Consider the following 24,955-nt stretch of genomic DNA (forward strand, 5'->3'; position numbering starts at 1 on the left):
GGATCACGCCTCCCCGACCAGCAGCGGCACCATCAGCTCGTCGTCGCTCAGCGCGCCGTGCAGGCCGCGCAGCCGGGTCTCGACGGGGAACACGCTGCGCCGCTCGACCGCGCAGTCGCCGTGCACGCTGGCGACGACGTCGCCGATGCGTTCGGCCACCCGCGCCTCCACCGCGCCGAACCAGCCGGCCGTGACGGCCTCGGCGCGGGTCAGCACCGCGGCGCGGTCACCGAGCACCGACCGCCACGCGGCGGCGACGTCGTCGGCCACCGCCGACGAGGCGGTGTACACGTGCCGGAACCGGGCCTCGCCGGCCACCAGCGCCACGCCCTCGCGCAGCGCGGGCACGTCGTCGACGTCGACCCGGCGGTCGGGGTCGACGTCGACCATGCCGTGGTCGGCGGTGACGACGAGGACGGTCTCGGGCGGCAGCTCGTCGTAGAGCTGCTCGGCGAAGCGGTCGACCATGGCCAGCTGGTAGCGCCAGGCGGCTGAGCGCCAGCCGTGCTGGTGACCCGTGTAGTCGAGGTCGCCGTCGTAGACGTACACCAGCGACGGCGTGGCGCCGGACGACCCCTCGACGGCGGCCGCGACCCGCTGGCCGTAGGTGTTGGCGGAGCGGAACGGGCCGCCCATGGCGGCGCGGGTCAGCCCGGTGTCGCGGAAGCTGCTCTGCCCGATGACGGTCGTCGCCACCCCGGCCCGCGCGGCGCGGTCGAACAGCGACGGGTACGGCTGGTAGGTCAGCGGGTCGAGGGGTGGATCCCACTTGAGCGCGTTGAAGATGCCGTCGCCGCCCGGCACCCGCGACGTGTAGCCGACGATGCCGTGCTTGCCCGGCGGCAGCCCGGTGCCGAGGCTGGCCAGGCTGGTGGCCGTGGTGGTGGGGGTGCCGGCGGTGATGGAGCGGCCGGTCAGCGACGTCAGGAACGGCGCCTGCGCCGGGTGGGCGCGCAGCAGGTTCCAGCCGAGCGCGTCGACCAGCAGGACGCAGTAGCGGCGGGCCGGCGGCAGCCCCAGCACGTCGATCTCGTCGGGCACGCCGAGGGCGGCCAGCACGGACGGCAGGAGGTCAGCGAGGGCGTCCTCGCCGTAACGCGGCAGCGGCACGTGTCACCGCACGCTGATGGTGGCGGCGGACAGCGCGCGGGCGAACGTCAGCAGGTCGCGGACCCGTCCGACGCCGTCGCCGGCCTCGCTGACCCGCAGGGTGAAGTCGTCGGACGTCAGCGCGCCGGTGTAGCCGTGGTCGGCCTCGCACTCGGGGTCGCCGCAGGTGGCGGGCTCGAGGTCGATGCGGCTCATGGCGCCCCAGCCGACCGTCAGCACGACGTCGAGCGCCGGGGTGCCGGTGCGGTACGCCGCCGGCGACGTGACGGTGCGGCTGACGACCACCGAGGTGACGCGGTCGAGCGGCACCGCCTCGGTGGACGTGGTGGCGTACGGCACGTCGTGGGTGTCGTCGGAGGGGTACTCGTCGGTATGGCCGACGATCAGCCTCGTCGGGGTGAGCACCAGCACGCTGACGTGCCGGCGCAACTCGTCGCGGTCGAAGTGCGGCTCGTGGTGCACGACGTAGGAGTCGACCGCCTCGCCGGCCAGCGAGGTCTCGAGCATGTCCGCGACGAGATCGGGGTAATAGCCGGCCTCCTGGATGGCCAGGCGAAGACCCTCACGCGTCCCTGTATCCGCCATTCCTCCATCTTCCCACGCTCGTGGGCGCTGCCTCACGGCAGTCGCCGGGTGTACCAGTCCTGTCGTCCGGCCGGGGCGGCGACCCGGGCGGAGCCGTTGACGACCGTCAGGCCGGACTCGCCGGCGAGCACCGGGTCGAGCTCGATGGAGCCGACCTCCGGTACCTCGTCGACCAGCCGCGACATGCGGTGCACGAGGTCCTCGACCGCACCCAGGTCGGCCATGATGCCCCCGTGGTAGCCCATCAGCAAGGCGGCCGCCTTCACCTCCCGCACCATCTCGGCCGCGTCGCGGTCGGTGAGCGGCGGGATGCGGTACGACCGGTCCCCCAGCAGCTCCGACGCCACGCCGGACAGCCCGAACGAGACGACCGGGCCGAACAGGGGGTCCTCCCAGGCCCGGATCGACACCGGCACCCCGCCCGGCGCCATCGGCTGCACGACGAACCCGGCCTCGGCGGGATCGAGCAGCGTCTGCGCCATGGTCGCCCAGGCGTCGCGCATCTCGTCCGCGGTGTCGATGTTGCGCCATACGGCGGCGAGGTCGGGCCTGTGCCGCAGCCGTGGCGACATCGCCTTGAGCACCACCTCGCCGCCCAGCAGGTCCAGGGCGGCCAGCGCGGCGTCGAGCGTCGGCGCGTCGACCATCGGCAGCAGGTCGACGCCGTAGGCGGCGAGCAGTTCGCGCAGCCGCGCGGGCGGGAGGTCGGCGCCGGTCTGCGGGTCGGTGCCGACCGCGCTCAGCGCGCCACGGGCCAGCTTGCGCGCGGCCGCGGTGTCGCAGCCCTCGAGGCGCGGCACCTTCCCGTGGCTGCGCCGGCGCCACTCGGCGTACGCGGTGGCGTGGCCGAGTGCCCGGGCGGCCTCCTCCGGGGACGGGTACGACGGCACTCCGGCCGGGCCGCGGACGCCGCGCTGGCCCTGGAACGTCGTGACGACGGGCTTCCCCGCCGCCGCCGCGACCTCGGCCAGCGCCGCGGCGACGTCCTCGCCGTCGGGGCCGTCGACGGCCGGCGCGTAGACGACGAGGACGGAGCTGACGGCGGGCTCGTCGACGAACGTGCGCAGCGCCTTGCGGTAGTCGTCGGCGGTGGCGCCGGCGCCGAAGCCGACGGGGTCGCCGTAGACGTCCAGCCCGGCGCTGACGGCGGCGTCGGCGGCCAGCAGGCACAGCGCGCCGGAGTTGCCCATGACGGCGACCGTGCGGCCGGTGGGCAGCGGCTGGAACGCCAGCACCTGCGCGACGTCGAACATCTCCGGGATGGTGTCGACCAGGACGACGCCGGACTGCCGGAACATCGCGTCCAGCGCGTCGGCGGGCGCCTCGATCGGCCGGACGGTGTGCCCGAGCGGCACGCCCTGGGTGGACCGTCCGCTCTTGACCGCCACCACCGGCTTGACCTCGGCGACCGCGCGGGACAGCCGGGAGAACTTGCGCGGGTTGCCCAGCGACTCGAGGTACAGCAGGACGACCTCGGTGGCGGGGTCGTCGCGCCAGTACTGCAGCAGGTCGTTGCCGGACACGTCGGCGCGGTTGCCGGCCGACACGAACGTCGACACGCCCAGGCCGCGGGCGGCGCCGTCGGCGAGGATGGCGCTGCCCAGCGCGCCGGACTGGGCGAAGAACCCGACCCGCCCGGCCGGCGGCAGCGTGGTGGCCAGCGACGCGTTCAGCGAGAACGCGGGGTCGGTGTTGACGATGCCCAGGCAGTTCGGCCCGACGATGCGCATGCCGTGCGCCCGGGCCAGCCGGACCAGCTCGCCCTGCCTCGACCGGCCGACCGGCTCGCCCGTCTCGGCGAACCCGGACGACACGACGACCAGCCCGCGCACGCCCTTCGCGGCGCAGTCGAGGACCACCTCGGCGACGGCGTCGGCGGGGACGGCGACCAGCGCGAGGTCGATCTCGCCGGGGACGTCGCGGACGCTCTTGTAGGCCGGCAGCCCGGTGATCGCCGTCGCCTCGCGGTTGACCGCGTAGACCGGGCCGGTGAAGCCGCCCAGCACGAGGTTGCGGACCAGCGTCTGGCCGATCTTCTCGCGCCAGCGGCTGGCGCCGACGACCGCGACCGACCGCGGCGTCAGCAGCCGCTCGATCGAGCGCGCCTCGGCGCGGTGCTCGCGCGCCGCCATGACCTCCAGCGAACTGCCCGTCGGGGCGATCTCGAACTCGACATGGACGACGCCGTCCTCGTAGCTGTTGTCGACGGTGTAGCCGGCGTCGGCGAAGACGTCGATCATCTTGTGGTTGGCCGGCAGGATGTCGGCGACGAACCGGCGCACGCCGCGCTCGCGGGCCGCCTGGGCCAGGTGCTCCAGCAGCACGCTGCCCACGCCGCGACCCTGGTGCTCGTCCTCGACCAGGAACGAGACCTCGGCGTCGGTGGCGTCGAGCCGCTCGTACCGGCCGACGGCGATCATGGCGTCGCCGATGAGCAGGATCAGCGCCACCCGGTCGCGATGGTCGACGTTCGTGAACCGCTCGACGTCGCGGCCGGAGAGCGTCGGGTAGGGGGCGAAGAAGCGGTAGTACTTGGACCGGTCGCTGACGCGCGCGTAGAACTCGACCAGCCGCTCGGCGTCGGCGGGCACGATGGGCCGCAGGTGCGCCGTCGCGCCGTCGGACAGCACGACGTCGGCCTCCCAGTGCGCGGGATAGTCCGCCGCTTCGTCCACGGTGTTCAGGCTAGTCGCCGGGGCGCCCGGAACCGGGCACATTCCGGACGCCGATAGGGTCCGTGCCATGCGCTTCGGACTGGTCGGCACCGGACACTGGGCCCGGGTGGCCCACGCACCCGCCCTCGCGGCCACGGCGGACGCCGAGTTCACCGGCGTCTGGGGCCGCGACCCGGCCCGCACGGCCGCGCTGGCCGGCGAGTTCGGCGTGCGGGCGTACGGCTCCTTCGACGAGCTGCTGGCCGACGTCGACGCCGTCGAGTTCTCCGTCCCGCCCGACGTCCAGGCCGGGTACGCCACGACGGCGGCGGCCGCCGGCAAGCACCTGCTGCTGGAGAAGCCGATCGCGCACGACGCCGCCGCCGGCCGTGCCCTCGTCGACGCAGCCGCGGCGTCCGGCGTGGCCAGCGCCGTGTTCTTCACCCAGCTGTACCGGCCCGAGGTGCGCGACTGGCTGGCGTCCTGCCGGGCCGCCGCGGCCGAGCACCCGTGGGAGGGCGGCACGGCGCTGACGCTGGGCTCGGTGCAGCGCGAGCACGGCGTCTTCGCCACGCCGTGGCGGCTGGAACGCGACGGCGGGCTCTGGGACCTCGGGCCGCACGCGCTGTCGATCCTGCTGAACGTCCTGGCGCCGGTCGAGACGGTCGCCGCGCACGAGGACCCGCTGGGCACCGTCCATCTCGTGCTGGGCCACCGCGGCGGCGCCTCCAGCACCGTCGGCGTCTCCCAGAACGTCCCCACGGCGGCCGGCCTCTCTTACGCGCGCGTGTGGGGCGGCGCCGGGCACGCCGTCGTGCCCGACCAGCACACCACCGTCGTCGACGCGCTGAGCACGGCGATCACCGAGCTGACGGCGGCCGCGCGGCCCGGCGCCCCGGCGCATCCGTACGGCCTGGAATTCGGGGCGCAGGTGCTGGACGTCCTGGTCCGGGCTCAGGACCACCTCGACCACGCGCGACACGGCGAACATATGTCGTCGCAATGAACGCCGGTTTCTCTCGTGTCGGCGAGGCGAACTCATGTCGACAAGTGCCCCGAAATACGGGCCAAACCTTGACATGATCGTCATTTCCCGGAAAGAGTGCACGTCGTACCAAGTCTCCGGCAGGAGTAGGGGGTGTCTGTCGCTTCGGCTCGGTCTCTACAACTGAATCCTTGCGCACAGAGCCTCCGGATCATCCGCAGCATCCGCAGAGAGGAGCGCACATGCGCTACCGCAAGATCGCCCTGACGGCGGCAGCCGCCGGTCTCATGGCCGTCGGGTTCGCCGCGCCGTCCCAGGCCGCGCTGACCACGTTCTGTGACGGCGTCGCAGCCGACGTCACCGTTCCCGGTGACCTCGTCGTGGCCGCCGGCAAGTCGTGCGAGCTGACCAACGTCGTCATCAACGGCAACGTGACCGTTCGTGCCGACGCGAACCTGCTGCTCGACGGCGCGACCGTCAACGGCAACGTCCGCGTCCTGTCGAACGGTTTCGCTGACGTCGTCGGCACCTCGGTCAGCGGCACCACCGTCCTGACCGCGGCGTACGGCGCCTACGCCGAGGGCACCACCCTCGGTGGCAACGTCACCGCCACCGACTCCGGGTTCTTCTACTCGGTCGGCTCGGACCACGCCCGCAACGTCACCTCCACGAACGGTGAGACCTTCATCGAGAGTGGCTGGGTCACCCGGAACCTCGCGACCACCGGCGACACCCTGACCGACGTGTACGACACCGTCATCGAGGGCACCTACTCGGTGACCGGCGCCGAGCAGGGCGGCGTCCTGTGCCTGTCGGAGATCGACGGCGACGCCTCGTTCAGCGGCAGCGGCGAGATCCTCCAGATCGGCGCCTCGGCCCCGCTGACCGGGTGCGGCTACAACGCGTTCGGCGGCAACCTCAGCATCACCGACAACAGCGCCGACGTGTACGTGTCCGACAACGTCGTCCGTGGCGACTTCAACGTCTCGGGCAACACGGGCACCGTCGTCGCCGAGAACAACCGCGTCCGCGGCGAGGACAACTCCGGCGCGGCGGCTGCCGCGGCGGCGCGTTCCCGCACCGCGGCGGTTCCGTCCGACGTGGCGGCGGACCGCAAGGCGCAGGCCAAGGCCGACGCCGAGGCGCGTTCCACGGTCGCGTCCGACGCGGCCGAGGCGGCCGGCCCCGCGTTCAGCTGAACCCGGGCCAGCCGTAGCTGACAGACCGGCGGCGGGCGGACTCCTTCGGGAGGCCGCCCGCCGTCGGCGTTCTTCCGCCGCTCTCAGGCGTTTCTCACGTCGGACGGGCAGACTGAGAGCATGCGAGTACTTGTCGTCGACGACGATCCCGGCGTGCGCGAGTCGCTGCGCCGGTCGCTGGCGTTCAACGGCTACCAGATCGACCTCGCCGGCGACGGCGAGGAGGCGCTGCGTGCCATCAGCACCGATCCGCCCGACGCCGTCGTCCTCGACATCATGATGCCGCGCCTCGACGGCCTCGCGACCTGCCGCGCGCTGCGTGCCGCCGGCAACGACCTCCCGATCCTCATGCTCACCGCCCGCGACGAGGTCTCCGACCGCGTGTCCGGGCTCGACGCCGGCGCCGACGACTACCTGCCCAAGCCGTTCGCGCTCGAAGAGCTGCTGGCCCGGCTGCGGGCGCTGCTGCGCCGGGCCGCGCCCGCCACCGACCCGTCGACCGGCCCGCAGCTGCGCATGGGCGACCTCGTCCTCGACCCCGGCACCCGCGACGTCACCCGCGGCGGCCGCGCCATCCGGCTCACCCGCACCGAGTTCTCGCTGCTCGAGCTGCTGCTGCGGCACCCGCGGCAGGTGCTCACCCGCGACCGCATCCTCGAGGAGGTGTGGGGTTACGACTTCCCGACCACGGCGAACTCGCTGGAGGTGTACGTCGGGTACCTGCGCCGCAAGACCGAGGAGCAGGGCGAGCCGCGGCTCATCCACACCGTCCGCGGGGTCGGCTACGTCGCCCGCGAGGATCCGCCGTGACCAGCGACGCCGCCCGCCGCGTCTGGTCGCCGTCGAACGCGGTCCCGCCCCCGCCGCCGGCCAGGCGCTCGTCCGTGCCGCCGGGCCCGCCCGACGGCGTGCCGTCCGGGCCGCCGCCCGAGGCGCAGCCCACCGGGTTCGCGTCCCGGCTGTCGCTGCGCACCCGGGTCGGCGCGCTGGCCGCCCTCGGCGTCGGCCTGGCCGTCACGCTGACCGCGCTGGCGGCCTACCTCACGGTGTCGTCGCAGCTGCAGTCGAGCGTCGACCAGAACCTGCTCGACCGCGCCCGCAGCGCCGTCTCGACCACGCTCGGCGACCCTCAGCAGCTGGCCGACATCCCCGGCGCGGCCATCGTCGCCACCGACGTCCGCATCGCGCTGCTGCAGGCCAACGGCACCGCCATCATCGCCCGCGGCGTCGACACCACGCCGCCCATGGGCGACCAGGAGCTCGCGGTCGCCCGCGGCGAGAGCCCCGAGAGCGTCCGCACCGCCGACCTCGCCGGCGACACCTACCGCGTCGTCGCCGTGCCTGGCCAGCAGGGGTTCGCGCTGGTGCTCGGCCAGCCGACCGCCCAGACCGAGCAGCTGCTCGACCGCCTGCGGCTGGTGTCGTTCATCGCCGGCGGCGTCGGCATCGTGCTCGCCACCTGGGCCGGGCTGTCCATCGCGCGGGCCGGGCTGCGTCCCGTCCGCCAGCTCACGCAGGCCGCCGAGCACGTCGCCGCCACGGGACAGCTCGAGCCGATCGAGGTCACCGGCAGCGACGAGATCGCCCGCCTCGCACACGCCTTCAACGCCATGCTGGCGGCGCTGAGCGAGGCCCGGCTGCGCCAGTCGCGGCTGGTCGCCGACGCCGGGCACGAGTTGCGCACCCCCCTGACCAGCATGCGCACCAACCTCGACCTGCTGGCGCAGAGCGAGGCCAGCGGCGGGATGGCCGCGGCCGACCGCGCCCAGCTGATCGCCGACACCCGCGCCCAGGCCGTCGAGCTGTCCACCCTGGTCGGCGACCTCGTCGAGCTGTCCCGCGAGGACGCGCCGGCCGCGTCGCGCGAACAGGTCGACGTCGCCGACGTGGTCCGCGACGCGCTCAGCCGGGTGCGCCGCCGCGCGCCGGGCGTCGCGTTCTCCGCCGACCTGCACAGCTGGGTCGTCGCCGGCGACGCCACCCAGCTCGGCCGCGCGGCCACCAACCTGCTCGACAACGCCGCCAAGTTCAGCCCGCCAAACGGCACCGTCACCGTCACCCTGCACGACGGCGTCCTCGACGTCTGCGACGAAGGGCCGGGCATCGCCGACGAGGACCTCCCCCGCGTCTTCGACCGCTTCTACCGGTCGTCGGAGGCGCGCGGGCTGCCCGGGTCCGGGCTGGGGCTGGCCATCGTCAAGGCGGCGGCCGAGCGGCACGGCGGCAGCGTCGAGGCCGGGCGGTCCCCGTCGGGCGGCGCGCGCCTGACGATGCGGCTGCCGGCCGCTTCTTCGGCTGCTCTTGACTGACTCTCAGCCTGCTCTCAGAGACGCCGGGCACGGTGGAGACATGGACGACGCGACCCGCACCTCCGGCGAGCCTCAGGGCTCGGCCAGCACCACGACGCTACCGACCGCACCCGTGCCCCCGCCGCCCGCGGGCACCCCGGCCGGCACCGCGCCTGCTCAGGCTCCCACCACCGAGCTGCCCCGCAGCGGCTGGAGCACGCCGCCGTCCGGCGACCAGACCGGCGCGGCCGAGCCGGGCGCGGCCGAGCCGGGCGCGACCGAGCCCACCGAGGCCGGCGCCGCCGGTTCCCCGCCGCCGCACGAGCCCGTGCTCGGCGACGGCGACCGCAAGCCCGAGCCGAAGCGCCGTCGCGCCCCGCTCGTCCTGGCCGGCGTCGCGCTCGGCGCGATCATCGGTGGCGCGGCCGGCGCCGGTGTCGCGGCGTACGTCAACGACGACAACGGCGACTCCGGTGGCGACTCCGTCACCCGCAGCGACCTCAGCAACACCAGCGGCAGCAACAACCAGCAGACGTCCAGCGCCTCCGGCGTGCAGGCCGTCGCGGCCGACGTGCTGCCCAGCGTCGTGTCGATCACGGTCGCCTCGCAGTTCGGCGAGGCCGGCGGCACCGGCGTCATCATCTCCTCCGACGGCGAGATCGTCACGAACAACCACGTGGTCGAGGGCGCCGGCCAGGGTGGCAGCGTCCAGGTGACGTTCGCCGACGGCACCACGGCCGAGGCCGAGGTGCTCGGCACCGACCCGCTCACCGACCTCGCCGTCATCAAGGCGAAGGACGTGTCCGGGCTGCAGGCGGCCGAACTCGGCAGCTCCGGCGACCTCGCCGTCGGCCAGCAGGTCGTCGCCATCGGCTCGCCGCTCGGCCTCGACGGCACCGTCACCACCGGCATCGTCTCCGCCCTGGACCGTCCGGTGGCGGCCGGCTCCGAGCAGCAGGGCAGCGTCAACTCCGTCATCGACGCCATCCAGACCGACGCGCCGATCAACCCGGGCAACTCGGGTGGCCCGCTGGTCAACATGAACGGCCAGGTCGTCGGCATCAACAGCGCCATCGCGACGTCCGGCCAGAGCAACGGCTCGATCGGCCTCGGCTTCTCCATCCCCATCGACCAGGCCAAGCCGATCATCGACGAGCTGCGCAGCGGCGAGCAGCCCACCCACGCGCAGATCGGCGTGGGCGTCGGCGACGCCCAGGGCGACGTCCGCGGCGCCGAGATCGCCCAGGTCAACGACGGCAGCGCCGGCGCCGACGCCGGGCTGCAGCAGGGCGACGTCGTCACCCACGTCGGCGACCGCGTCGTCACCGACGCGACCTCCCTGATCGCGGCCGTCCGGTCGCACCGTCCCGGCGACGACATCGAGCTGACCTACGTCCGCGATGGCCAGGAGCACACCACCACGGTGACCCTGGGCAGTGACGCACAGAGCAGCTGAACCACGCCGTCGTCCGGGAGACCGACGCCCCCAGAGCCTGGTGCGTGCTCTGGGGGCGTCGCCGTTTGTCAGTGCCGGCGGGCAGACTGGGATCGTGCTGCTGAAGGACGTCGCCGACACCTCCGCCGCCGTCGCCGGGGTCTCCGGGCGGCTGGCGAAGACCGACCTGCTCGCCGGCTGCCTGCGCCGGGCCGCGCCCGGCGAGGCCGCGGTGGTCGCCAGCTACCTCGCCGGAGAGCTGCGGCAGCGGCGCACCGGCCTCGGCTACGCGTCGCTGCGCGATCTCCCGCCTGCCGCTGACGTCGCGTCGCTGTCGGTGCTCGAGGTCGACGCCGCGTTCGCCGCGCTGGCCGAGCTGTCGGGGAAGGGCTCCACGGCGGCGCGGCGCGAGCGGCTGCGCGAGCTGATGGCCCGCGCCACCGCGTCCGAGCAGCGGCTGCTGGCCGGGCTGGTCTCCGGTGAGCTGCGCCAGGGCGCCCTCGACGGCGTCCTGACCGAGGCGGTCGCGCGCGCCTCGTCCGTGCCGGCCGTCGAGGTGCGGCGGGCCGTCACCGTCGCTGGGGCGCTGGTGCCGGTGGCGGCCGCGGTGCTGGCGTCGGGGGCCGACGGGCTGGCGTCCTTCCGGCTGACCGTCGGGTCGCCGCTGCGGCCCATGCTGGCCTCCCCCGCGCCCGACATCGCCGACGCGCTGGGGCGCACCGGCGAGGCCGCCGTCGAGTGGAAGGTCGACGGCGTCCGGGTGCAGATCCACCGCGACGGCAGCGACGTCGCCGTGTTCACCCGCACGCTCGACGACATCACCGCCAACGTGCCCGAGCTGGTCGAGGCGGCGCTGGCGCTGCCGGTCCGGTCGGTGGTGCTCGACGGCGAGACCATCGCGCTCGGCCCGTCCGGCCGGCCGCTGCCGTTCCAGCGCACCGGGTCGCGGGTCAGCAGCCGGGTCGACGTCGCCGCGGCGCGGGCCAAGGTGCCGCTGTCCCTCTTCGTCTTCGACGCCCTCCACGTCGACGGCGCCGACCTCATCGGGGCGCCCGGCACCGAGCGCTGGGCCGCGCTCTCCGACGTCGTGCCCGCACCGCTCCGGGTGCCGCGGCTCGTCACGGCGTCGGTGCCCGACGCGCAGGCCTTCTTCGACGACGCCATCGCCCAGGGCCACGAGGGCGTCATCGTCAAGGGCCTCGACGTTCCCTACGAGGCGGGCCGGCGGGGTGCGGGCTGGCTGAAGGTGAAGCCGCGGCACACCCTCGACCTCGCCATCCTCGCCGCCGAGTGGGGTCACGGGCGGCGGCAGGGGTGGCTGTCCAACCTGCACCTCGGCGCGCTCGACCCGTCCGGCGCCTATGGCCCGGCCGGCGGGTGGGTCATGCTCGGCAAGACGTTCAAGGGGCTCACCGACGCCATGCTGACGTGGCAGACGGCCGAGCTGCAGGCGCTCGCGTCCGGGCCCACCGACGGCTGGGTGGTCCAGGTGCGGCCGGAGCTGCTGGTCGAGATCGCCTTCGACGGCGTCCAGACGTCGCCGCGCTATCCCGCCGGGGTGGCGTTGAGGTTCGCCCGCGTGCTGCGACACCGTCCCGACAAACCGGCCGCCGAGGCCGACACCATCGAGTCCGTGCTGGAGATCCGCGGGCCCGTTTCCACCTAGCCGGGCTCGCGTGGGTTTGGTTTGCCGCGTTGGCCTGCCCCCTGCTGCTCTCGATGGTCGGGGGCGCGGGCGGTCGCCTCAAGCGGACCTCTTTGTTGGCGCTTCGCGCGGCGGAGGACCGCTTGACCCGGCCGCCCGCGCCCCCGTTCAAGCAGCGTCAGGGGTCCGGCCGAACAATGGGCCCGGCTCTCACCTCTGCTGAGGTGCGGGTCCGCTGGCCTCTCGCCCTCGCTGGGTGGCGTTCTGGCTACCGACTCCGCTGGTGGTCCCGGTCCGCTGGCCGCTCACTGGCCGCTTCGGGTGTGGCGACCGGCTCCGCTCGGCTTGGTGTTCGCTGGCCGCTCGCTGGCCGGTGCTGCTCCAAGATCATCCAGGTTTCGGGGGGTGATAGCACCCCAAAACTTGGATGATCATGGCGCGAGCGCCGGAGCACGTCGCCCAGCAGCCGGCCTGGGACCGGCGACCTGGCATGGAAGCGGCGCGGACCGCGGGCCAACGAGCGCGCTGCGCGAGCGTCGCCTTTGGGGTAGGCATGACCCGCCCCTCTAGGGAGGGTGCCCACCTTACGGGCGGGCACCGACAACGTCGCGCCGCGAACCGCGCCGCGACTGGCGCCGCCCGCCACCCCTGGCCGCAGTCGGGGCTTCGGCCGGCGGTGGGTCAGCGGCCGCCGCTGATGCCGCGGTGGGCTTGGGCCAGCCGCTCCATGCCGTCGGCCAGTACCTCGACGCCGGTGTGGTCGGACGAGCGCAGCAGCAGGCCCGCGGCCTCCCAGAGCGCCGTCTGCACCGCGTTGCCGGTCTGGTCGTCGGCCGCGGCGGTGGCGGCGGTCTCGAGGCCGGTGGTGGCGTCGACGAGGCGGGACCAGGAGGTCGGGGCGTAGCGGCCGGTGACGACGCGGACGCGCTCGCCCTCCTTGAGGACGGCGTCGCGCTCGCGGTCGAACAGGTACTGGCCGAGGGCCGCGCCGCCCACGCCGCCGCCGGCGACGCCGATGAGCAGGCCGAGGATGGCGCCGATGGCGCCGAGGCCGAGGACCAGCGCCAGCACGATCAGCAGCACCGCGCCGGCCGCCGCGCCGGCGATGGCCGGGATCAGCTGGTGGCGGCGCAGCCCGATGCCGACCACCTGGAACATGGGGGCCGGCTGGGCGAGCGCCTCGGCGACGCGGTCACGCAGCGGCTGGTCGTTCAGCCCGGGCCGCAGCACGGCGAACGTCTCGGGGACCGCCTGACCGGACGAGGCCGCATGCGTGGGCCGTCCCGAGGTCCACCGGACGGCGCCCCAGGGGCGCTTCTCGACGACGTTGGGCAGCCACGAGCCGCGCTTGGCGTGCAGCCGATCGACGATCTCCTGCTGCTGCTCCCATGCCTGCGACCACTCCCACTCCTTCATCGCGCTCAGCGGGTGCGGTCGGCTCATCTCGATCTTCTCTCCATCGTGATCGTTCACCAGGGTGCACGTTGCCCGTCCCCCGAACGAGACTGTTCGAAGCCTACCCAACCGGCGACGGCGATCATTGGCCCATCCGGACATAAATGTCTGATCTTGCCCAGCACGGCTCCCCCGCACGCACCGGGCCGCCCACCCGGCGGCTACGGTGTCAGTGTGTACCGGTTCCTGCTGACGCCCCGCTGGCTGCTGTTGCACGTCGCCGCGGTGGCGGCGGTCGCGGGTTGCCTGCTGCTCGGCTGGTGGCAGGCCGACGTCTACCAGGACAGCAGCGGACGGCACGAACTGCGCGACCGCGAGCCGGTCGCCGTCGCCGAGCTGGCCGCGCCCGGCGCCGAACTGGGCGACTCCGCCGACCGGCAGGCCGTCGCCACCGGCACGTACGTCGCCGCCCAGCAGCAGCTGGTGCCCGGCCGGGTGCACGACGGCACGCTCGGCTCGTTCGTCGTCACGCCGCTGCAGACGGACGACGGCATGGTGGTGCCGGTGCTGCGCGGCTGGGTCGACGACCCCGACGACGCGGGCACGGCCGTCCCGTCCGGAGAGGTCACCGTCACCGGCTACCTGCTGCCGCCCGAGACGCCCGACCACGCGACCGTCCGCACCGGGCAGCAGGTCGACGAGGGCCGCGTCGCCTACATCGCGCCGGACCAGCTGGCCCAGCGGGCCGGCGTGAGCGAGGCCACCGCGCTGCACGGCTACCTGCTGCTGCGCGAGGAATCGCCCGAGCTGGCCGCCGCGCCCGTCACGCTCGACGTCGACGCCGTCGCGCCCATCCGCGACGTCAGCCCGTGGCAGAACCTCTCCTACTGGGCCCAGTGGTGGGTGTTCGCGCTGGCGGCGGTGGTGTTCTGGGTGAGCATCGTCCGCAACGGGGTCCGCACCCGGCGCAAGGCCGAGACCGCGGCGGCGGAGCAGAGCGGCGACGACGACGTCAGCGCACCCGCTCCGTCTCACGCGCCTTCCTGACCACGAACCGCTCGGCGAAGAACGACGCGAACGGCACCGTGCCGGCCAGCCCGATGAGCACGGCCCAGCTGGCCTTCCAGCCGCGCTGGTGCACCAGCAGGCCGGTCGCGACCAGGTAGATGACGTACAGCCAGCCGTGGATCGGCGACACCGTGCGGCTCATGGTGGCGTCGCCGGGCGGGCCGTAGCGGACGAACATCGCCACGCAGAGCAGGAGCAGCACCACGCCGGTGGTGTAAGCCATGACGCGGTAGAAGGGCAGGGCATCTCGACGCACCCTGCGAGGGTAGCCCGGCCGTTCAGAGCCCCAGCAGGCGGTACGCCTCGACGACGCCGGTCTTGCCCTTGACCTCCAGGCCCTCGACCCGCTCGGTCCGCGCGCCGGACAACTGCCGGGCGGTCTCGGCGCCGATCAGCACGCCGCCGACGGGCGCGGCGCTCTCCAGCCGGGCGGCGAGGTTGACGGCGTCGCCGATGACGGTGAAGGTGCGGCCCCCGGCGGTGCCGAGGATCCCGACGGCGACCTCGCCGGTGTTGACGCCGACGCGGAACCGCGGCCAGCCGGGATGCGCGTCGGCCACCGTCGCCGTCGCCTCCTGGATCGCCAGTCCGGCCGCGGCCGCCTGCCGCGCGTGGTCGGGCTGGCCGCCGTCGCGGTTGAACGTCACCATGAGCGCGTCGCCGACCAGCCGGTCGACGGTGCCGCCGTACCGCTCGACGACCGGCGGGATGGCGCTGGTGAAGTACGCGTTGAGCATCTCGGTGACGTCCTCCGGCCGGTTCCGCTCGGAGAAGGACGTGAAGCCCTGCAGGTCGGCGAAGAGGATGGTCACCTCGCGGGTCGCCCGCGCGGTCTCGCCGAGGTAGAGGCCGGCGAAGCGCTCCTCGTACCACTGACGCTGCGCGCTGACGGCGACCAGCGCGAACGCGGCGAGCATCAGCAGGTGCCACTCCCACCAGCTGGCGTGCCAGTTGCGGCCGAGCGCCACCGCCACCGACGCCTCCGCCAGCAGCACGAACGCGGACGCCATCGCCAGCAGCAGCGTCACCGAGCCGGGGTGGCTGGGCAGCCGCAGGTACCGGACGACGGCGAACAGGTACAGCACGAGCGCGGCCACCGCGAGCCACACCAGCGGCCCGGACGCCCGCTCCGGCGGCGCGGGGTCGTCCAGCGGGGCCAGCCCGCCCACCGACGCCACACCCCACAGCACCATCACCGCCAGCAGGGCGCCGCGGATCAGCGCGGACCGGCGCATCACCGCGTGCGCCCGGCCGCCGGCCAGCTCCGTCGCCGACGCGGCCGCGAACGCCCCCGCCACCAGCAACCCGACCGGCGTCGCCAGCGCGAACCCGGCGTTCGAGCCGTCCAGCAGCACGCCGGGCGTGGCCAGCGCGTGCAGGCCGAGGAACCCGGCCGCGGCCAGGAACGCCAGCGAGACCAGGAACACCCGCGCGTCGTGGCGGCGCCGCGCCGCCGTCCCCGTCGCGTACGCCAGCGCGGCGCTGATCGCGGCCGCGCCGAGCACCAGCCAGAAGTGCGCCCGGTGGTGCTGCCACATCACGTCCCACGCCGGCCGCGCCAGCAGCACGACCAGACCCGCGACGGGCGCGACGAGCAGGACGGCCGCCCAGGGGCGCGGGACGGCGCGCGCCGACGGCTCGGCCGGGCCGGTCACGGGCGGTCCGCGGCGGCGAGCACCTGGTGCACCTGCTGGATCACCACCGACCCCTCCCCGACGGCGGACGCGACCCGCTTCACCGACCGGCGGCGGACGTCGCCGACGGCGAACACGCCCGGGACGCAGGTCTCGAGCATCAGCGGCTGCCGTTCCAGCGGCCAGCGCCGCGCGGCGTGGCTGTCCATGACGTCGGCGCCGGTGAGCAGGTAGCCCCACTGGTCGCGTTCGATGCGCTCCGGCAGCCAGGCGGTGTGCGGTTCGGCGCCGATCAGCACGAACAGCCCGGCCGCCGGCTCGGTGCGGGTCTCGCCGGTCTCGCGGTCGCGCAGCTCCAGCCACGCCAGCCGGCCGGTGCCGCCGCCGTCGACGACCTCGGTGTGCAGCCGCACCCGCACGCCGGCCGCCTCGATGGCGTCGACGAGGTAGCGGGACATGCTGTCGGCCAGCGACGCGCCGCGGACCAGCAGCGTCACCGAGGCGGCGTAGCGGGACAGGTGCATGGCGGCCTGCCCGGCCGAGTTCCCGCCGCCGACGACGTACACCGGCTGGCCCAGCATGGCCCGCGCCTCCGACACCGACGCGCCGTAGTAGACCCCGGCGCCCTCGAACGCGTCCAGCGCCGGCAGGCCGATGCGCCGGTAGCTGACGCCGGTGGCCAGGACGACGGCGCGGCCCCGCGCCTGCTGCCCGTCGGCCGCCGTCAGCACGTGCCAGCCGTCCTCGGACGTGAGCCCGACCAGCTCGCGCATCAGCAGGAACGTCGTCCCGAAGACCCACGCCTGCTGGTAGGCGCGCTGGGCCAGCTCGGCGCCACTGATGCCGCGGGCGAAGCCGAGGTAGTTGCGGATCAGCGAGCTGGACCCGGCCTGGCCGCCGATCGATTCACGCTCCACCACCAGCGTGTGCAGACCCTCCGACGACGCGTAGACGGCGGCCGCGAGCCCGGCCGGCCCGGCGCCGACGACGATGACGTCGAAGTCGGTCTCGTCGCCGAGGGTCGTGCTCACCCCGTACGCGTCGGCGAGCTGGCTGTTCGTGGGGTCGACCAGCACCCGGCCGTCGTGCAGCAGCACCACCGGCGCCGTCACGTCGTCCAGGCCGGCCGCCGCGAGCGCCGCGCGCCCCTCGTCGGTGTCGGAGGGGTGGAACTGGTGCTGGACGCCGTTGCGGACCAGCAGGCTGCGCAGCTCGTGGGCGCGCGGCGACCAGCGCTGCGCGACGACCGTCACCTCGCGCGGGGCGGCGGAGACCGCCCGTTCCCACTCGAGCAGGAACTCGGTGACGGTGCGGTGGAAGTACTCGTCCGGCGAGTGCCACGGCCGCAACGCGTAGTAGTCGATGCGGCCCAGCGCGATCAGCCGGTGGATGGCCTCGGCGGTCTCGCGGTCGGCCCACGCGCCCCAGTCGACGACGAGCGCCCGCTTCGCCTCCGGGTAGAGCTGCTTGACCTGCGCGAAGACGGTGTCTGTGGCGGCCGCGCCGCCGGCCGGGCGGTCGCACAGGACCAGCGCGACCTGCAGCCCGCGGTCGCGCAGCGACTCCAGCGTCGTCAGGCCGGCGGCGTCGCCGCGCTCGTCGACGACGTCATAATCGCCGCCGTAGCGCCGCCGCAGCTGGTCGGCGATGCGGTCCTGCCCGGCGGCGTCGTGCTCGTGCTCGATGACCAGCAGCGCCGGCCGCCGGCGGTCAGGCTGGACGGACATGGCCACGCCGGCACCTCCCCCGAAGGTGGCGGCCGGCCGTGCCCGGCGGCCGCATGGTGGCGAGTCTACGGCGCGCGGGTGCGGTTGCGGCCGGTCCCGGCGGGAGAGAATGGGCAGGTGGCGCCGGTCCGAGTCCGCGAGACGATCGTCATCCCCGACGACGAGCTGTCGTGGCGGTTCTCCCGGTCCAGCGGGCCCGGCGGCCAGGGCGTCAACACCACCGACTCGCGGGTCGAACTGTCCTTCTCCGTCGCGGACTCACGGGTGCTCAGCGCGACGGCGCGGGCCCGGCTGCTGGAGCGACTGTCGCACCGTCTGGTCGACGGCGTGCTGACGGTGGTCGCGTCGGAGCACCGGTCGCAGCTGCGCAACCGCGAGGCGGCCGCGGACCGGCTGGCCGCGCTGCTGGACGACGCGCTGCGCCCGCCCCCGCCGCCGCGCCGCCCCACGAAGCCGTCGCGGTCCGCCCGGGCCCGCCGGGTGGAGCAGAAGCGCCGCACCGGCGAGACCAAACGCCTGCGCCGCCGCCCCGACGACGGCTGACCAGACGGCCCGGCCCGCTGTGACACGGGAGCAGGACGCGGTTACGCGCTCAGGCTGGGCTTGATCGCGACCAGCCGGCCGAGCAGGCCGTTCACGAACGTCGGGGACTGGTCGGTCGAGAGGTCGCGGGCCAGCGACACCGCTTCGTCCAGCGCCACCGGGTCGGGGACGTCGTCGCGGTAGAGGACCTCGTAGACGCCGATGCGCAGCACGTTGCGGTCGACCGCGGGCATGCGCTCCAGCGTCCAGCCCTCGGAATAGGTGGAGATCAGCTCGTCGATGCGGTCGCGGTGCGCGATGACGCCCTCGACCAGCTGGACGGTGTACTCGTGCAGCGGCTGCTCGGCGGTGGCCATGCGGTGCGCCAGGGTCGCGCCGAGCGTCAGCCCGCGCAGCTCGGACTCGTACAGGATGTCGAGCGCGCGCTTACGGGCACGGCTGCGGGCAGGCATGCGTCGGCCTCGTCAGCCGGCGCGGCCGAGGTACGAACCGTCGCGGGTGTCGACCTTGACCCTCTCGCCACTGGTGATGAACAGCGGCACCTGCACCTCGTAGCCGGTCTCGAGCCGGGCCGGCTTGTTGCCGCCGGTGGAGCGGTCGCCCTGCAGGCCCGGCTCGGTGTACTCGATGGTGAGCACGACCGACGCCGGGAGCTCGACGAACAGCGGGGTGCCGTCGTGCAGGCCGACCGTGGCGTCCTGGTTCTCGAGCATGAAGTTCGCGGCGTCGCCGACGATGCCCGCGGCGACGTGCGTCTGCTCGTAGCTCTGGGTGTCCATGAACACGAAGTCGTCGGCGTCGCGGTAGAGGTAGGTCATCTCGCGGCGGTCGACGTTGGCGGTCTCGACCTTGACGCCCGCGTTGAACGTCTTGTCGACCACCTTCCCGGAGAGGACGTTCTTCAGCTTCGTCCGCACGAAGGCGCCACCCTTGCCGGGCTTGACGTGCTGGAACTCCACCACGCTCCACAGTTGCCCGTCGAGGTTGAGCACGATGCCGTTCTTGAGGTCGTTGGTCGTCGCCACGTCGTTCGATGCCTTCTCGTTCGGGTCCCGGCCGCGTCAGGCGTCCAGGATCAACAGGTCCTTGGTGGTGGGCGTGAACAGTTCGGATGCGCCGGAGGCCCGAACCGCCAGCGTGTCCTCGATGCGGACGCCGCCGCGGCCGGGCAGGTAGATCCCGGGCTCGACGGTCACAGCCATGCGATCGGCCAGTGTACCCGCCGCCGAGTAACCGAGCGTCGGCGCCTCGTGCACCTCGAGGCCGACGCCGTGCCCGGTGCCGTGCCCGAAGTTCTCCTTGTACCCGGCGTCGTCGATGATCGCACGGCTCGCGTGATCGACGGACATGCACCCGGCGCCGACGGCGACGGCGTCGACGCCGGCCTGCTGGGCGGCGGCGACGAGGTCGTAGATCTCGCGCTGCCAGTCCTGCGGCTCGGCCCCGACGACGGAGGTGCGGGTGCAGTCGGCGTGGTAGCCGCGGTAGGCGGCGCCGAAGTCGATCTTCAGCAGGTCGCCGCGCTCGACGACGCGCTCGGTCGGCCGGTGGTGCGGGACGGCGCTGTTGGGGCCGGTCGCGACGATGGTCTCGAACGCGACGGCGTCGGCGCCGTGGCCGAACATGCGCCACTCGAGGTCGCGCGCGATCTCCTTCTCCGTCCGCCCGGCGAACCCGCCCGCGGCCCAGAGGTCCTCCAGCGCCCGGCAGGAGATGGCGCACGCCTGCGCCAGCAGGCCCAGCTCGTCCTCGTCCTTGACGGCGCGCAACTGCTCGACCGCCCGGCCCAGGTGGACGGTCTCGACGGCGCCCGCCTCGGCGTCGAGCGCCGCACGCATCGACTCCCACAGTTCGAGGGTGACGGCCTGCTCCTCGACGCCCAGCCGTAGACTCCCCCCGGCCTTCGCCGCGCGCGTGGCGAGGGACGTCGCGACACCCCGCTCGACCATCAGCTCGACGTCTTCTGCGACGGCCTTCGCGGCCGTAGAATAGCGGCTATCCGTGGCGAGCACGGCCGAACCGTCCGAGGCCAGGAGCAATGCCGCGTTACTGCTGTCGAGGCCGGTGAGATAGCGGACGTTGACCAAACTTGTGACTAGCGCTGCGTCGAGCTTGTCATCAACCAGCCTCCGAGCCAGTTCAGCGCGTCGCCTCGCGTGGGTCTCCGCCATCTCGTATCCCTCTCCATCCATTCTGACCTGCATCGATGCTGTCGCATTTCAATAATTGAGACGGGTGCTTCGCAGTTGATCACCGCTCGACTACGCTCATGATCATGCTCATCCTAGGCCTTGTCGTCATCGTCATCCTGGCCCTCGTCATGAGCTTTCTCGTCATTCGGCGTGGGCCCGAGACAACCACCACCCGCACCTTGTCTTCGTCCTTGACGCCGCCCCCCGGTGTGCGCCTCCCCCGCGAGTTGCAGGACGAGGTTCGCGATGTCGCCTCACGCGGCAATACCGACCAAGCCGTCAAAAACCTGCAGAAGCGGGCACACCTCCCACACCCGCAGGCTACCGCCATCGTGTACGCCCTTCAGGCGGGCCAGGTGTTCCCGGAGCCCGAGCCCGACAGCACCGCACCGGCGGCCGCCCCGGCCCGCCGCCGCGGCGCCATCGACGCCGAGCTGCTGGCCACGCTGCGCCGGCTGGTCAGCCAGGACCGTCTGCGCCGCACGGCCGCCATCAGGCTGCTGCGCGAGCGCACCGGCATGAACAGCCGCGACGCCCGGCGGTTCCTCGACGCCCTCTGACCTTGCTATCACCGACCATGCCGGTGATATCATCCGGGCATGCGTCAGTTGCTGCTGCGGATCCCCGACGATCTCCACCGGCGGCTGGCCGCGCGCGCCCAGCGTGAAGGCGTCTCCATCAACGCGCTGGCCAACAAGGTGCTCTCCGCCGCCGCGCCGCCGCCTCCCCCGTCCGACGACGACATCGACGTGCGCCGCCTCGAGCTGCGCGAGAAGGCCCGCGACCTCGGCGTCCTCGTCGAGAGCCCGGCGCCGTCCGTCCCGCCGGCGCAGTTCGTCCGCGCGCTGAAGGACACCGAGGGCGTCGGCCCGGTGGTCGACGAGCTCTGGGCCGACGGCCGATGAGCATGCTCACCTACGTCGACTCCTCGGTGCTGGTGCGCTCCTACCTCGCCGACGAGCCGCGCCACGCCGTCGCGCGCGGGCTGATCGAGGGCCGCACGCTGCTCGTCACGTCCACACTGGCGCTGCTGGAGGCGTCGTCGGCGCTGGTCCGGGCCGCGCGCACCCGCCGCCTCGGCGACGTCGACACCCTGCTGGCGAAGCTGTACGAAGAGGTCTCGCCGACCGGGCCCATCGCGCTGATCCGGGCCGACGCCCTCGACACCGAGAACACCGCCCGGGTGCTGGTGCGCCGGTTCGGCATCCGCGCGTTCGACGCCATGCACCTGGCCATCGCCGACCTCGCGGCGCGGCCGCTGGTCCGTTCCGGCGAGCGGGTCGGTTTCGCGTCGCACGATCCCGCCCAGCGCGCTGCGGCCGCGGATCTGGGGTTCGTCGCCGTCTGACCGGTACGGTCGTCGCGTGGAATTCTGGCTGATCGTCGTCATCGCGTTCGGGGCCGCGCTGGTGCTCGGGTTCGGCATCGTCCTGCGGCGGGCCCGGGCCGACGCCGTCAGCGGCACCGCCACGACCACGCTGACCACGTCCTCGCCGGTCGCCGTACCGCCGGCCCCGACGCCGCCGGCCGGCCTGGACCGCGCGGCGCTCGACGACGCCGTCCGCGCCCTGCTCGCCGAGGGCAAGCTGATCCCCGCCGTCAAGCTGGTGCGCGAGCGGACCGGGTTCGGCCTCAAGGACGCCAAGGAGTACGTCGATCGGCTGCCCGCCGGGGCAAGCGCCCCGCCGCCGGCGCCGTCCCCGGACACCGTCACGCCCGAGGCGATGGCGCACATCCAGCAGCTGGTCGCGCAGGGCAGGAAGATCCAGGCCATCAAGGTGCTGCGCGAGCACACCGGCCTGGGGCTCAAGCAGGCCAAGGACACCGTCGAGCGCATGGAGGAGTCCGGCGTGGTCGCCGCGCTCGACGTCGCCGCGCCCGCCGCTCCCCCGTCGTCCGACGAGGTCATGGCGCGGGTGCGCGCGCTGGCGGCGCAGGGCAAGAAGATCCACGCCATCAAGGAGCTGCGCGATCACCGCCCCGGCCTGGGCCTCAAGGAGGCCAAGGACATCGTCGAGCGGCTCTGACCAGCTCAGACGAGGCCGGCGACGGCGCGCAGCGCGAGGTCGTACGAGCCCAGCCCGAAACCGGCGACAGTGCCGGTGGCGACGGCGGCGACGACGCTGGTGTGGCGGAACTCCTCGCGTGCCGCCGGGTTCGAGATGTGCACCTCGATCAGCGGCGCCCGCAGCTGCGCGCACGCGTCGCGCAGCGCGTAGGAGTAATGCGTGAACGCGGCCGGGTTGAGCACCACCGGCGTGCCCGCGTCGGCGGCCTCGTGCAGCCAGTGCACCAGCTCAGCCTCGTCGTCGGTCTGCCGCACGTCGGCGTCGAGGCCGAGGCCGGCGGCGGTCTCGCGGCACCGCTCGACCAGCCCGGCGAACGTCGTGCTGCCGTAGACGTCAGGCTCGCGGGACCCCAGGCGGCCGAGGTTGGGACCGTTGAGCACCAGTACGCGCGTCGTCACGGCCCGACCCTATCGGTGCCTCACGGAAGCCGGTTGCCGGCCGCCCGGTAGAGCGCGTACCAGGTCTCGCGGTCGAGGTCGATCTCCGCCGCGCGGGCCAGCTCGGCGACCCGGGCCGGCTTCGTCGTGCCGACGACCGGCTGCATGCGGGCCGGGTGGCGCAGGATCCACGCGACGGCGATGGTGCCCGGCGTGGTGCCGTGCTCGGCGGCGACGGCGGCCAGCGCGTCGTTCAGCTCGCGGAAGCCGGGGTCGGTGAGGAACGTCCCGGCGATGTGGCCGTGCTGCAGCACCGACCACGGCTGGATGGTGATGCCGTGCAGCCGGCAGTACTCCAGCGCGCCGCCGTCGCGGACCACGCCGGTGTCGAAGCCGGTGTTGACGTTGAGGCCGGAGTCGACCAGCGCGGTGTGCGCGAGGCCGAACTGCAGCTGGTTCGCGATCAGCGGCTGCCGGACGTGCGCGCGCAGCAGCTCCAGCTGGGCCGGGTTCTGGTTGCTGACCCCGACGTGGCGCACCTTGCCCGCCGTCACGAGGTCGTCGAAGGCCGCCGCGACCTCGTCGGGCTCCATCAGGGTGTCCGGGCGGTGCAGGAGCAGCAGGTCGACGTAGTCGGTGCGCAGGCGGCGCAGCGACCCCTCGACGGAGGTGCGGATGTGCTCGGCGGAGAAGTCGAAGAAGCCGTCGCGGATGCCGCACTTCGTCTGGACGACGATGTCCTCGCGCCGCACGCCCGTCTGCGCCAGCGCCGCGCCGAACACCTCCTCGCAGCGGCCGCCGCCGTAGATGTCGGCGTGGTCGAACATCGTGATGCCGGCGTCGGCGGCGGCGCCGACGAGGGTCGCGACCTCGCTCTCGGACAGCTGGTCGATGCGCATGCAGCCGAGCGTGACGGCCGAGCCGAGCAGCCCCGAGCCGCCGATGTCGATGTACTTCACCGGTCGAGCCTAACCGCGCCGCCGGGTAACGAGGAGGCCCAATGCCGTGAGAACGACCATGTGGAAGCTTGGTGCGCGATAGTTGTCCACAGGGTCGGCACTCGGGATTTCGTGAGCCGGCCGACGCCTGTCACGATCTCGTCGTGCAGCTGCCCGCGAGCCTTCTCGAGCTGGCCGACGAGCAGGATGGTCTCCTGACTCGTCAGCAAGTCCTGGCGCACGGGCTGAGCAGGTCGGCGATCCGCCATGCGCTCGGAGCCGGGGGACGGTGGCAACGCGTGCTCCTCGGGGTGTACGCGACGTTCACCGGTCCGACCCAGAACCGGCACCGGGTCCGGGCCGCGCTCCTCCATGCGGGCCCGGAAGCCGTCGTGACCGGTGCGGTCGCGTGTCGTGGCTACGGCATGAGATACGTGCCCGCCGCTTCGGAGGTGATGCTGCTCGTCCCGCCACACGTTCGACGCGCTCACGTGCCGATCGCGACGATCCACCGCGTCCGGTCGGTGCCCGCGGCGCGGGTCGTTCGCGGCGTGCCGTGCGCGCCGCCGGAACGATCCGCGCTCGATGCCGTGCGCGGTTCCGACCGGCTCAGGGACACGAGGGCGACACTGTGCGAGGTCGTGCAGCGAGGCCTGTCGACGCCGTCGCGGCTCGTCGCCGAATACGACCGCATCGATCCGCGTGGATTGTCGCTGGCGCGCCGGGCCATCGACGACGTCCGCGCCGGCTGCCGCTCCGCGCCGGAATGCGAGCTGCGCGATCTCATCGGTGGCAGCCGGCTGCTCGGCGAACCGGCATGGAACGTGCCGCTGCCGGACACGGCCGACATCGTGCCCGACGCCCAGTATCGGGAGGCTCGGCTGGCTCTGGAGGTCGAGTCCCAGGAATGGCACCGGTACGGCGATGCGCCTGAGGCGACCGAGCGCCGCCGCGCCCGCTACGCGAGCCTGGGGTGGCGCGTCCTGCCGGTGTCCCCTCAGCGTCTCCGCGCGGAGCCGGAGGTCGTGCTCGCGGAGATCGAGGCCGCCGTTGTCGGTGTGACACAAGGAAGCACGGTGTCGTGACCGTGGCTTCGTGGAAGCTCGGTGCC

The 24,955-nt window shown here is 73.6% G+C and carries 24 protein-coding genes and 2 pseudogenes; 14 read left to right on the plus strand and 12 right to left on the minus strand.

Going from position 1 to position 24,955, the window contains the following annotated elements:
- Window positions 1–3 precede the first annotated feature (3 nt).
- Genes BLV02_RS16885 through BLV02_RS16895 form a run of 3 tightly spaced genes read right to left on the minus strand, consistent with a single transcriptional unit; the run spans window position 4 to window position 4,412 of the window.
- Window positions 4–1,110, minus strand: coding sequence for an alkaline phosphatase family protein (locus tag BLV02_RS16885; protein WP_069114753.1), 1,107 nt, complete (start codon window positions 1,108–1,110; stop codon window positions 4–6).
- A 3-nt stretch (window positions 1,111–1,113) separates the two neighbouring features.
- On the minus strand, window positions 1,114–1,695 hold the full coding sequence (locus tag BLV02_RS16890) for a DUF5998 family protein (protein WP_069114754.1): 582 nt from the start codon (window positions 1,693–1,695) through the stop codon (window positions 1,114–1,116).
- A 32-nt stretch (window positions 1,696–1,727) separates the two neighbouring features.
- On the minus strand, window positions 1,728–4,412 hold the full coding sequence (locus BLV02_RS16895; protein WP_069114755.1) for a bifunctional acetate--CoA ligase family protein/GNAT family N-acetyltransferase: 2,685 nt from the start codon (window positions 4,410–4,412) through the stop codon (window positions 1,728–1,730).
- Between the two features lie 25 nt (window positions 4,413–4,437).
- On the opposite strand from BLV02_RS16895, the gene BLV02_RS16900 reads away from it, so the two are divergent.
- From BLV02_RS16900 to BLV02_RS16925, 6 genes are all read left to right on the plus strand, one after another.
- Window positions 4,438–5,355: a Gfo/Idh/MocA family protein gene (locus BLV02_RS16900; RefSeq protein WP_069114756.1), complete on the plus strand. Its 918-nt coding sequence runs from the start codon at window positions 4,438–4,440 to the stop codon at window positions 5,353–5,355.
- 221 nt (window positions 5,356–5,576) lie between these two features.
- Window positions 5,577–6,533, plus strand: coding sequence for a hypothetical protein (locus BLV02_RS16905; RefSeq protein ID WP_069114757.1), 957 nt, complete (start codon window positions 5,577–5,579; stop codon window positions 6,531–6,533).
- 120 nt (window positions 6,534–6,653) lie between these two features.
- Window positions 6,654–7,343, plus strand: coding sequence for a response regulator transcription factor (locus BLV02_RS16910; RefSeq protein ID WP_069114758.1), 690 nt, complete (start codon window positions 6,654–6,656; stop codon window positions 7,341–7,343).
- The gene (locus tag BLV02_RS16915; RefSeq protein WP_216094569.1) at window positions 7,340–8,842 is read left to right on the plus strand and encodes a sensor histidine kinase; all 1,503 of its coding nucleotides are present in this window, start codon (window positions 7,340–7,342) and stop codon (window positions 8,840–8,842) included. Before BLV02_RS16910 ends, BLV02_RS16915 begins: the two co-directional genes overlap by 4 nt.
- 40 nt (window positions 8,843–8,882) lie before the next feature.
- Complete coding sequence (locus BLV02_RS16920; protein ID WP_083289184.1) at window positions 8,883–10,277, plus strand: S1C family serine protease; 1,395 nt, start codon at window positions 8,883–8,885, stop codon at window positions 10,275–10,277.
- Window positions 10,278–10,371: 94 nt separating this feature from the next.
- Window positions 10,372–11,922 (plus strand): ATP-dependent DNA ligase, encoded by a 1,551-nt coding sequence (locus BLV02_RS16925; protein WP_069114759.1) that lies wholly within the window; start codon window positions 10,372–10,374, stop codon window positions 11,920–11,922.
- Window positions 11,923–12,582: 660 nt separating this feature from the next.
- Here BLV02_RS16925 and BLV02_RS16930 read toward each other — a convergent pair.
- Entirely contained in the window at window positions 12,583–13,344 is a 762-nt protein-coding gene (locus tag BLV02_RS16930; RefSeq protein ID WP_074946399.1) for a hypothetical protein, read from the minus strand.
- Between the two features lie 186 nt (window positions 13,345–13,530).
- Here BLV02_RS16930 and BLV02_RS16935 point away from each other — a divergent pair, with 186 nt between their 5' ends.
- Window positions 13,531–14,343, plus strand: a complete 813-nt coding sequence (locus BLV02_RS16935; protein WP_069114761.1) for an SURF1 family protein — start codon at window positions 13,531–13,533, stop codon at window positions 14,341–14,343.
- Here BLV02_RS16935 and BLV02_RS16940 read toward each other — a convergent pair.
- From BLV02_RS16940 to BLV02_RS38030, 3 genes are read right to left on the minus strand one after another with little or no spacing between them, the layout of a single operon-like run.
- Window positions 14,309–14,620 (minus strand): DUF3817 domain-containing protein, encoded by a 312-nt coding sequence (locus BLV02_RS16940; protein ID WP_069114762.1) that lies wholly within the window; start codon window positions 14,618–14,620, stop codon window positions 14,309–14,311. The genes BLV02_RS16935 and BLV02_RS16940 overlap by 35 nt on opposite strands.
- A 22-nt stretch (window positions 14,621–14,642) precedes the next feature.
- On the minus strand, window positions 14,643–16,019 hold the full coding sequence (locus BLV02_RS16945) for an adenylate/guanylate cyclase domain-containing protein (protein WP_069114763.1): 1,377 nt from the start codon (window positions 16,017–16,019) through the stop codon (window positions 14,643–14,645).
- A complete protein-coding gene (locus BLV02_RS38030) occupies window positions 16,016–17,725 on the minus strand; it encodes an NAD(P)/FAD-dependent oxidoreductase (protein ID WP_069114855.1) in 1,710 nt (569 codons plus the stop codon). The genes BLV02_RS16945 and BLV02_RS38030 overlap by 4 nt, the downstream gene beginning before the upstream one ends.
- A 117-nt stretch (window positions 17,726–17,842) precedes the next feature.
- On the opposite strand from BLV02_RS38030, the gene arfB reads away from it, so the two are divergent.
- Complete coding sequence (gene arfB / locus BLV02_RS16955; protein WP_069114764.1) at window positions 17,843–18,268, plus strand: alternative ribosome rescue aminoacyl-tRNA hydrolase ArfB; 426 nt, start codon at window positions 17,843–17,845, stop codon at window positions 18,266–18,268.
- Window positions 18,269–18,309: 41 nt separating this feature from the next.
- Here the strand turns inward: arfB and nusB are convergent, their stop codons facing one another.
- The 3 genes from nusB to BLV02_RS16970 are packed head-to-tail and all read right to left on the minus strand — an operon-like array spanning window position 18,310 to window position 20,439.
- A complete protein-coding gene (nusB, locus tag BLV02_RS16960) occupies window positions 18,310–18,720 on the minus strand; it encodes a transcription antitermination factor NusB (protein ID WP_069114765.1) in 411 nt (136 codons plus the stop codon).
- Window positions 18,721–18,732: 12 nt separating this feature from the next.
- Window positions 18,733–19,293, minus strand: a complete 561-nt coding sequence (efp, locus tag BLV02_RS16965; protein ID WP_069114766.1) for an elongation factor P — start codon at window positions 19,291–19,293, stop codon at window positions 18,733–18,735.
- Between the two features lie 36 nt (window positions 19,294–19,329).
- Window positions 19,330–20,439 carry a M24 family metallopeptidase gene (locus BLV02_RS16970; protein WP_069114767.1) on the minus strand — a complete coding sequence of 370 codons (1,110 nt, stop codon included), beginning with the start codon at window positions 20,437–20,439 and terminating at the stop codon, window positions 19,330–19,332.
- Window positions 20,440–20,537: 98 nt separating this feature from the next.
- Here BLV02_RS16970 and BLV02_RS16975 point away from each other — a divergent pair, with 98 nt between their 5' ends.
- The 5 genes and pseudogenes from BLV02_RS16975 to BLV02_RS38580 form a co-directional block, all read left to right on the plus strand.
- Window positions 20,538–21,020 carry a hypothetical protein gene (locus BLV02_RS16975; RefSeq protein ID WP_069114768.1) on the plus strand — a complete coding sequence of 161 codons (483 nt, stop codon included), beginning with the start codon at window positions 20,538–20,540 and terminating at the stop codon, window positions 21,018–21,020.
- A 39-nt stretch (window positions 21,021–21,059) separates the two neighbouring features.
- Window positions 21,060–21,365 (plus strand): toxin-antitoxin system HicB family antitoxin, encoded by a 306-nt coding sequence (locus BLV02_RS16980; RefSeq protein WP_069114769.1) that lies wholly within the window; start codon window positions 21,060–21,062, stop codon window positions 21,363–21,365.
- A complete protein-coding gene (locus BLV02_RS16985; RefSeq protein WP_083289188.1) occupies window positions 21,362–21,808 on the plus strand; it encodes a type II toxin-antitoxin system VapC family toxin in 447 nt (148 codons plus the stop codon). The genes BLV02_RS16980 and BLV02_RS16985 overlap by 4 nt, the downstream gene beginning before the upstream one ends.
- 376 nt (window positions 21,809–22,184) lie before the next feature.
- Window positions 22,185–22,289, plus strand: a pseudogene (locus BLV02_RS38575) (ribosomal protein L7/L12); the annotation flags it as partial.
- A gap of 96 nt (window positions 22,290–22,385) precedes the next feature.
- Window positions 22,386–22,478: pseudogene (locus BLV02_RS38580) on the plus strand (ribosomal protein L7/L12); the annotation flags it as partial.
- 14 nt (window positions 22,479–22,492) lie between these two features.
- Here the strand turns inward: BLV02_RS38580 and aroQ are convergent.
- On the minus strand, window positions 22,493–22,927 hold the full coding sequence (aroQ, locus tag BLV02_RS16995) for a type II 3-dehydroquinate dehydratase (RefSeq protein ID WP_069114772.1): 435 nt from the start codon (window positions 22,925–22,927) through the stop codon (window positions 22,493–22,495).
- Between the two features lie 20 nt (window positions 22,928–22,947).
- Complete coding sequence (locus BLV02_RS17000; RefSeq protein ID WP_069114773.1) at window positions 22,948–23,865, minus strand: aldo/keto reductase; 918 nt, start codon at window positions 23,863–23,865, stop codon at window positions 22,948–22,950.
- 143 nt (window positions 23,866–24,008) lie between these two features.
- On the opposite strand from BLV02_RS17000, the gene BLV02_RS17005 reads away from it, so the two are divergent.
- Window positions 24,009–24,929, plus strand: a complete 921-nt coding sequence (locus tag BLV02_RS17005; protein WP_069114774.1) for a type IV toxin-antitoxin system AbiEi family antitoxin domain-containing protein — start codon at window positions 24,009–24,011, stop codon at window positions 24,927–24,929.
- Window positions 24,930–24,955 lie beyond the last annotated feature (26 nt).

The organism is Jiangella alba (assembly GCF_900106035.1).
In the GTDB taxonomy this organism is placed as follows: domain Bacteria; phylum Actinomycetota; class Actinomycetes; order Jiangellales; family Jiangellaceae; genus Jiangella; species Jiangella alba.

Coding starts and splice junctions, on each gene's coding strand:
- BLV02_RS16890 (WP_069114754.1), bottom strand. CDS start 1,695: ATGGCGGATACAGGGACGCGTGAGGGTCTTCGCCTGGCCATCCAGGAG.
- BLV02_RS16895 (WP_069114755.1), bottom strand. CDS start 4,412: ATGTGCCCGGTTCCGGGCGCCCCGGCGACTAGCCTGAACACCGTGGAC.
- BLV02_RS16900 (WP_069114756.1), top strand. CDS start 4,438: ATGCGCTTCGGACTGGTCGGCACCGGACACTGGGCCCGGGTGGCCCAC.
- BLV02_RS16905 (WP_069114757.1), top strand. CDS start 5,577: ATGCGCTACCGCAAGATCGCCCTGACGGCGGCAGCCGCCGGTCTCATG.
- BLV02_RS16910 (WP_069114758.1), top strand. CDS start 6,654: ATGCGAGTACTTGTCGTCGACGACGATCCCGGCGTGCGCGAGTCGCTG.
- BLV02_RS16920 (WP_083289184.1), top strand. CDS start 8,883: ATGGACGACGCGACCCGCACCTCCGGCGAGCCTCAGGGCTCGGCCAGC.
- BLV02_RS16930 (WP_074946399.1), bottom strand. CDS start 13,344: ATGAGCCGACCGCACCCGCTGAGCGCGATGAAGGAGTGGGAGTGGTCG.
- BLV02_RS38030 (WP_069114855.1), bottom strand. CDS start 17,725: ATGTCCGTCCAGCCTGACCGCCGGCGGCCGGCGCTGCTGGTCATCGAG.
- nusB (WP_069114765.1), bottom strand. CDS start 18,720: ATGCCTGCCCGCAGCCGTGCCCGTAAGCGCGCGCTCGACATCCTGTAC.
- BLV02_RS16970 (WP_069114767.1), bottom strand. CDS start 20,439: ATGGCGGAGACCCACGCGAGGCGACGCGCTGAACTGGCTCGGAGGCTG.
- BLV02_RS16975 (WP_069114768.1), top strand. CDS start 20,538: ATGATCATGCTCATCCTAGGCCTTGTCGTCATCGTCATCCTGGCCCTC.
- BLV02_RS16980 (WP_069114769.1), top strand. CDS start 21,060: ATGCGTCAGTTGCTGCTGCGGATCCCCGACGATCTCCACCGGCGGCTG.
- BLV02_RS16985 (WP_083289188.1), top strand. CDS start 21,362: ATGAGCATGCTCACCTACGTCGACTCCTCGGTGCTGGTGCGCTCCTAC.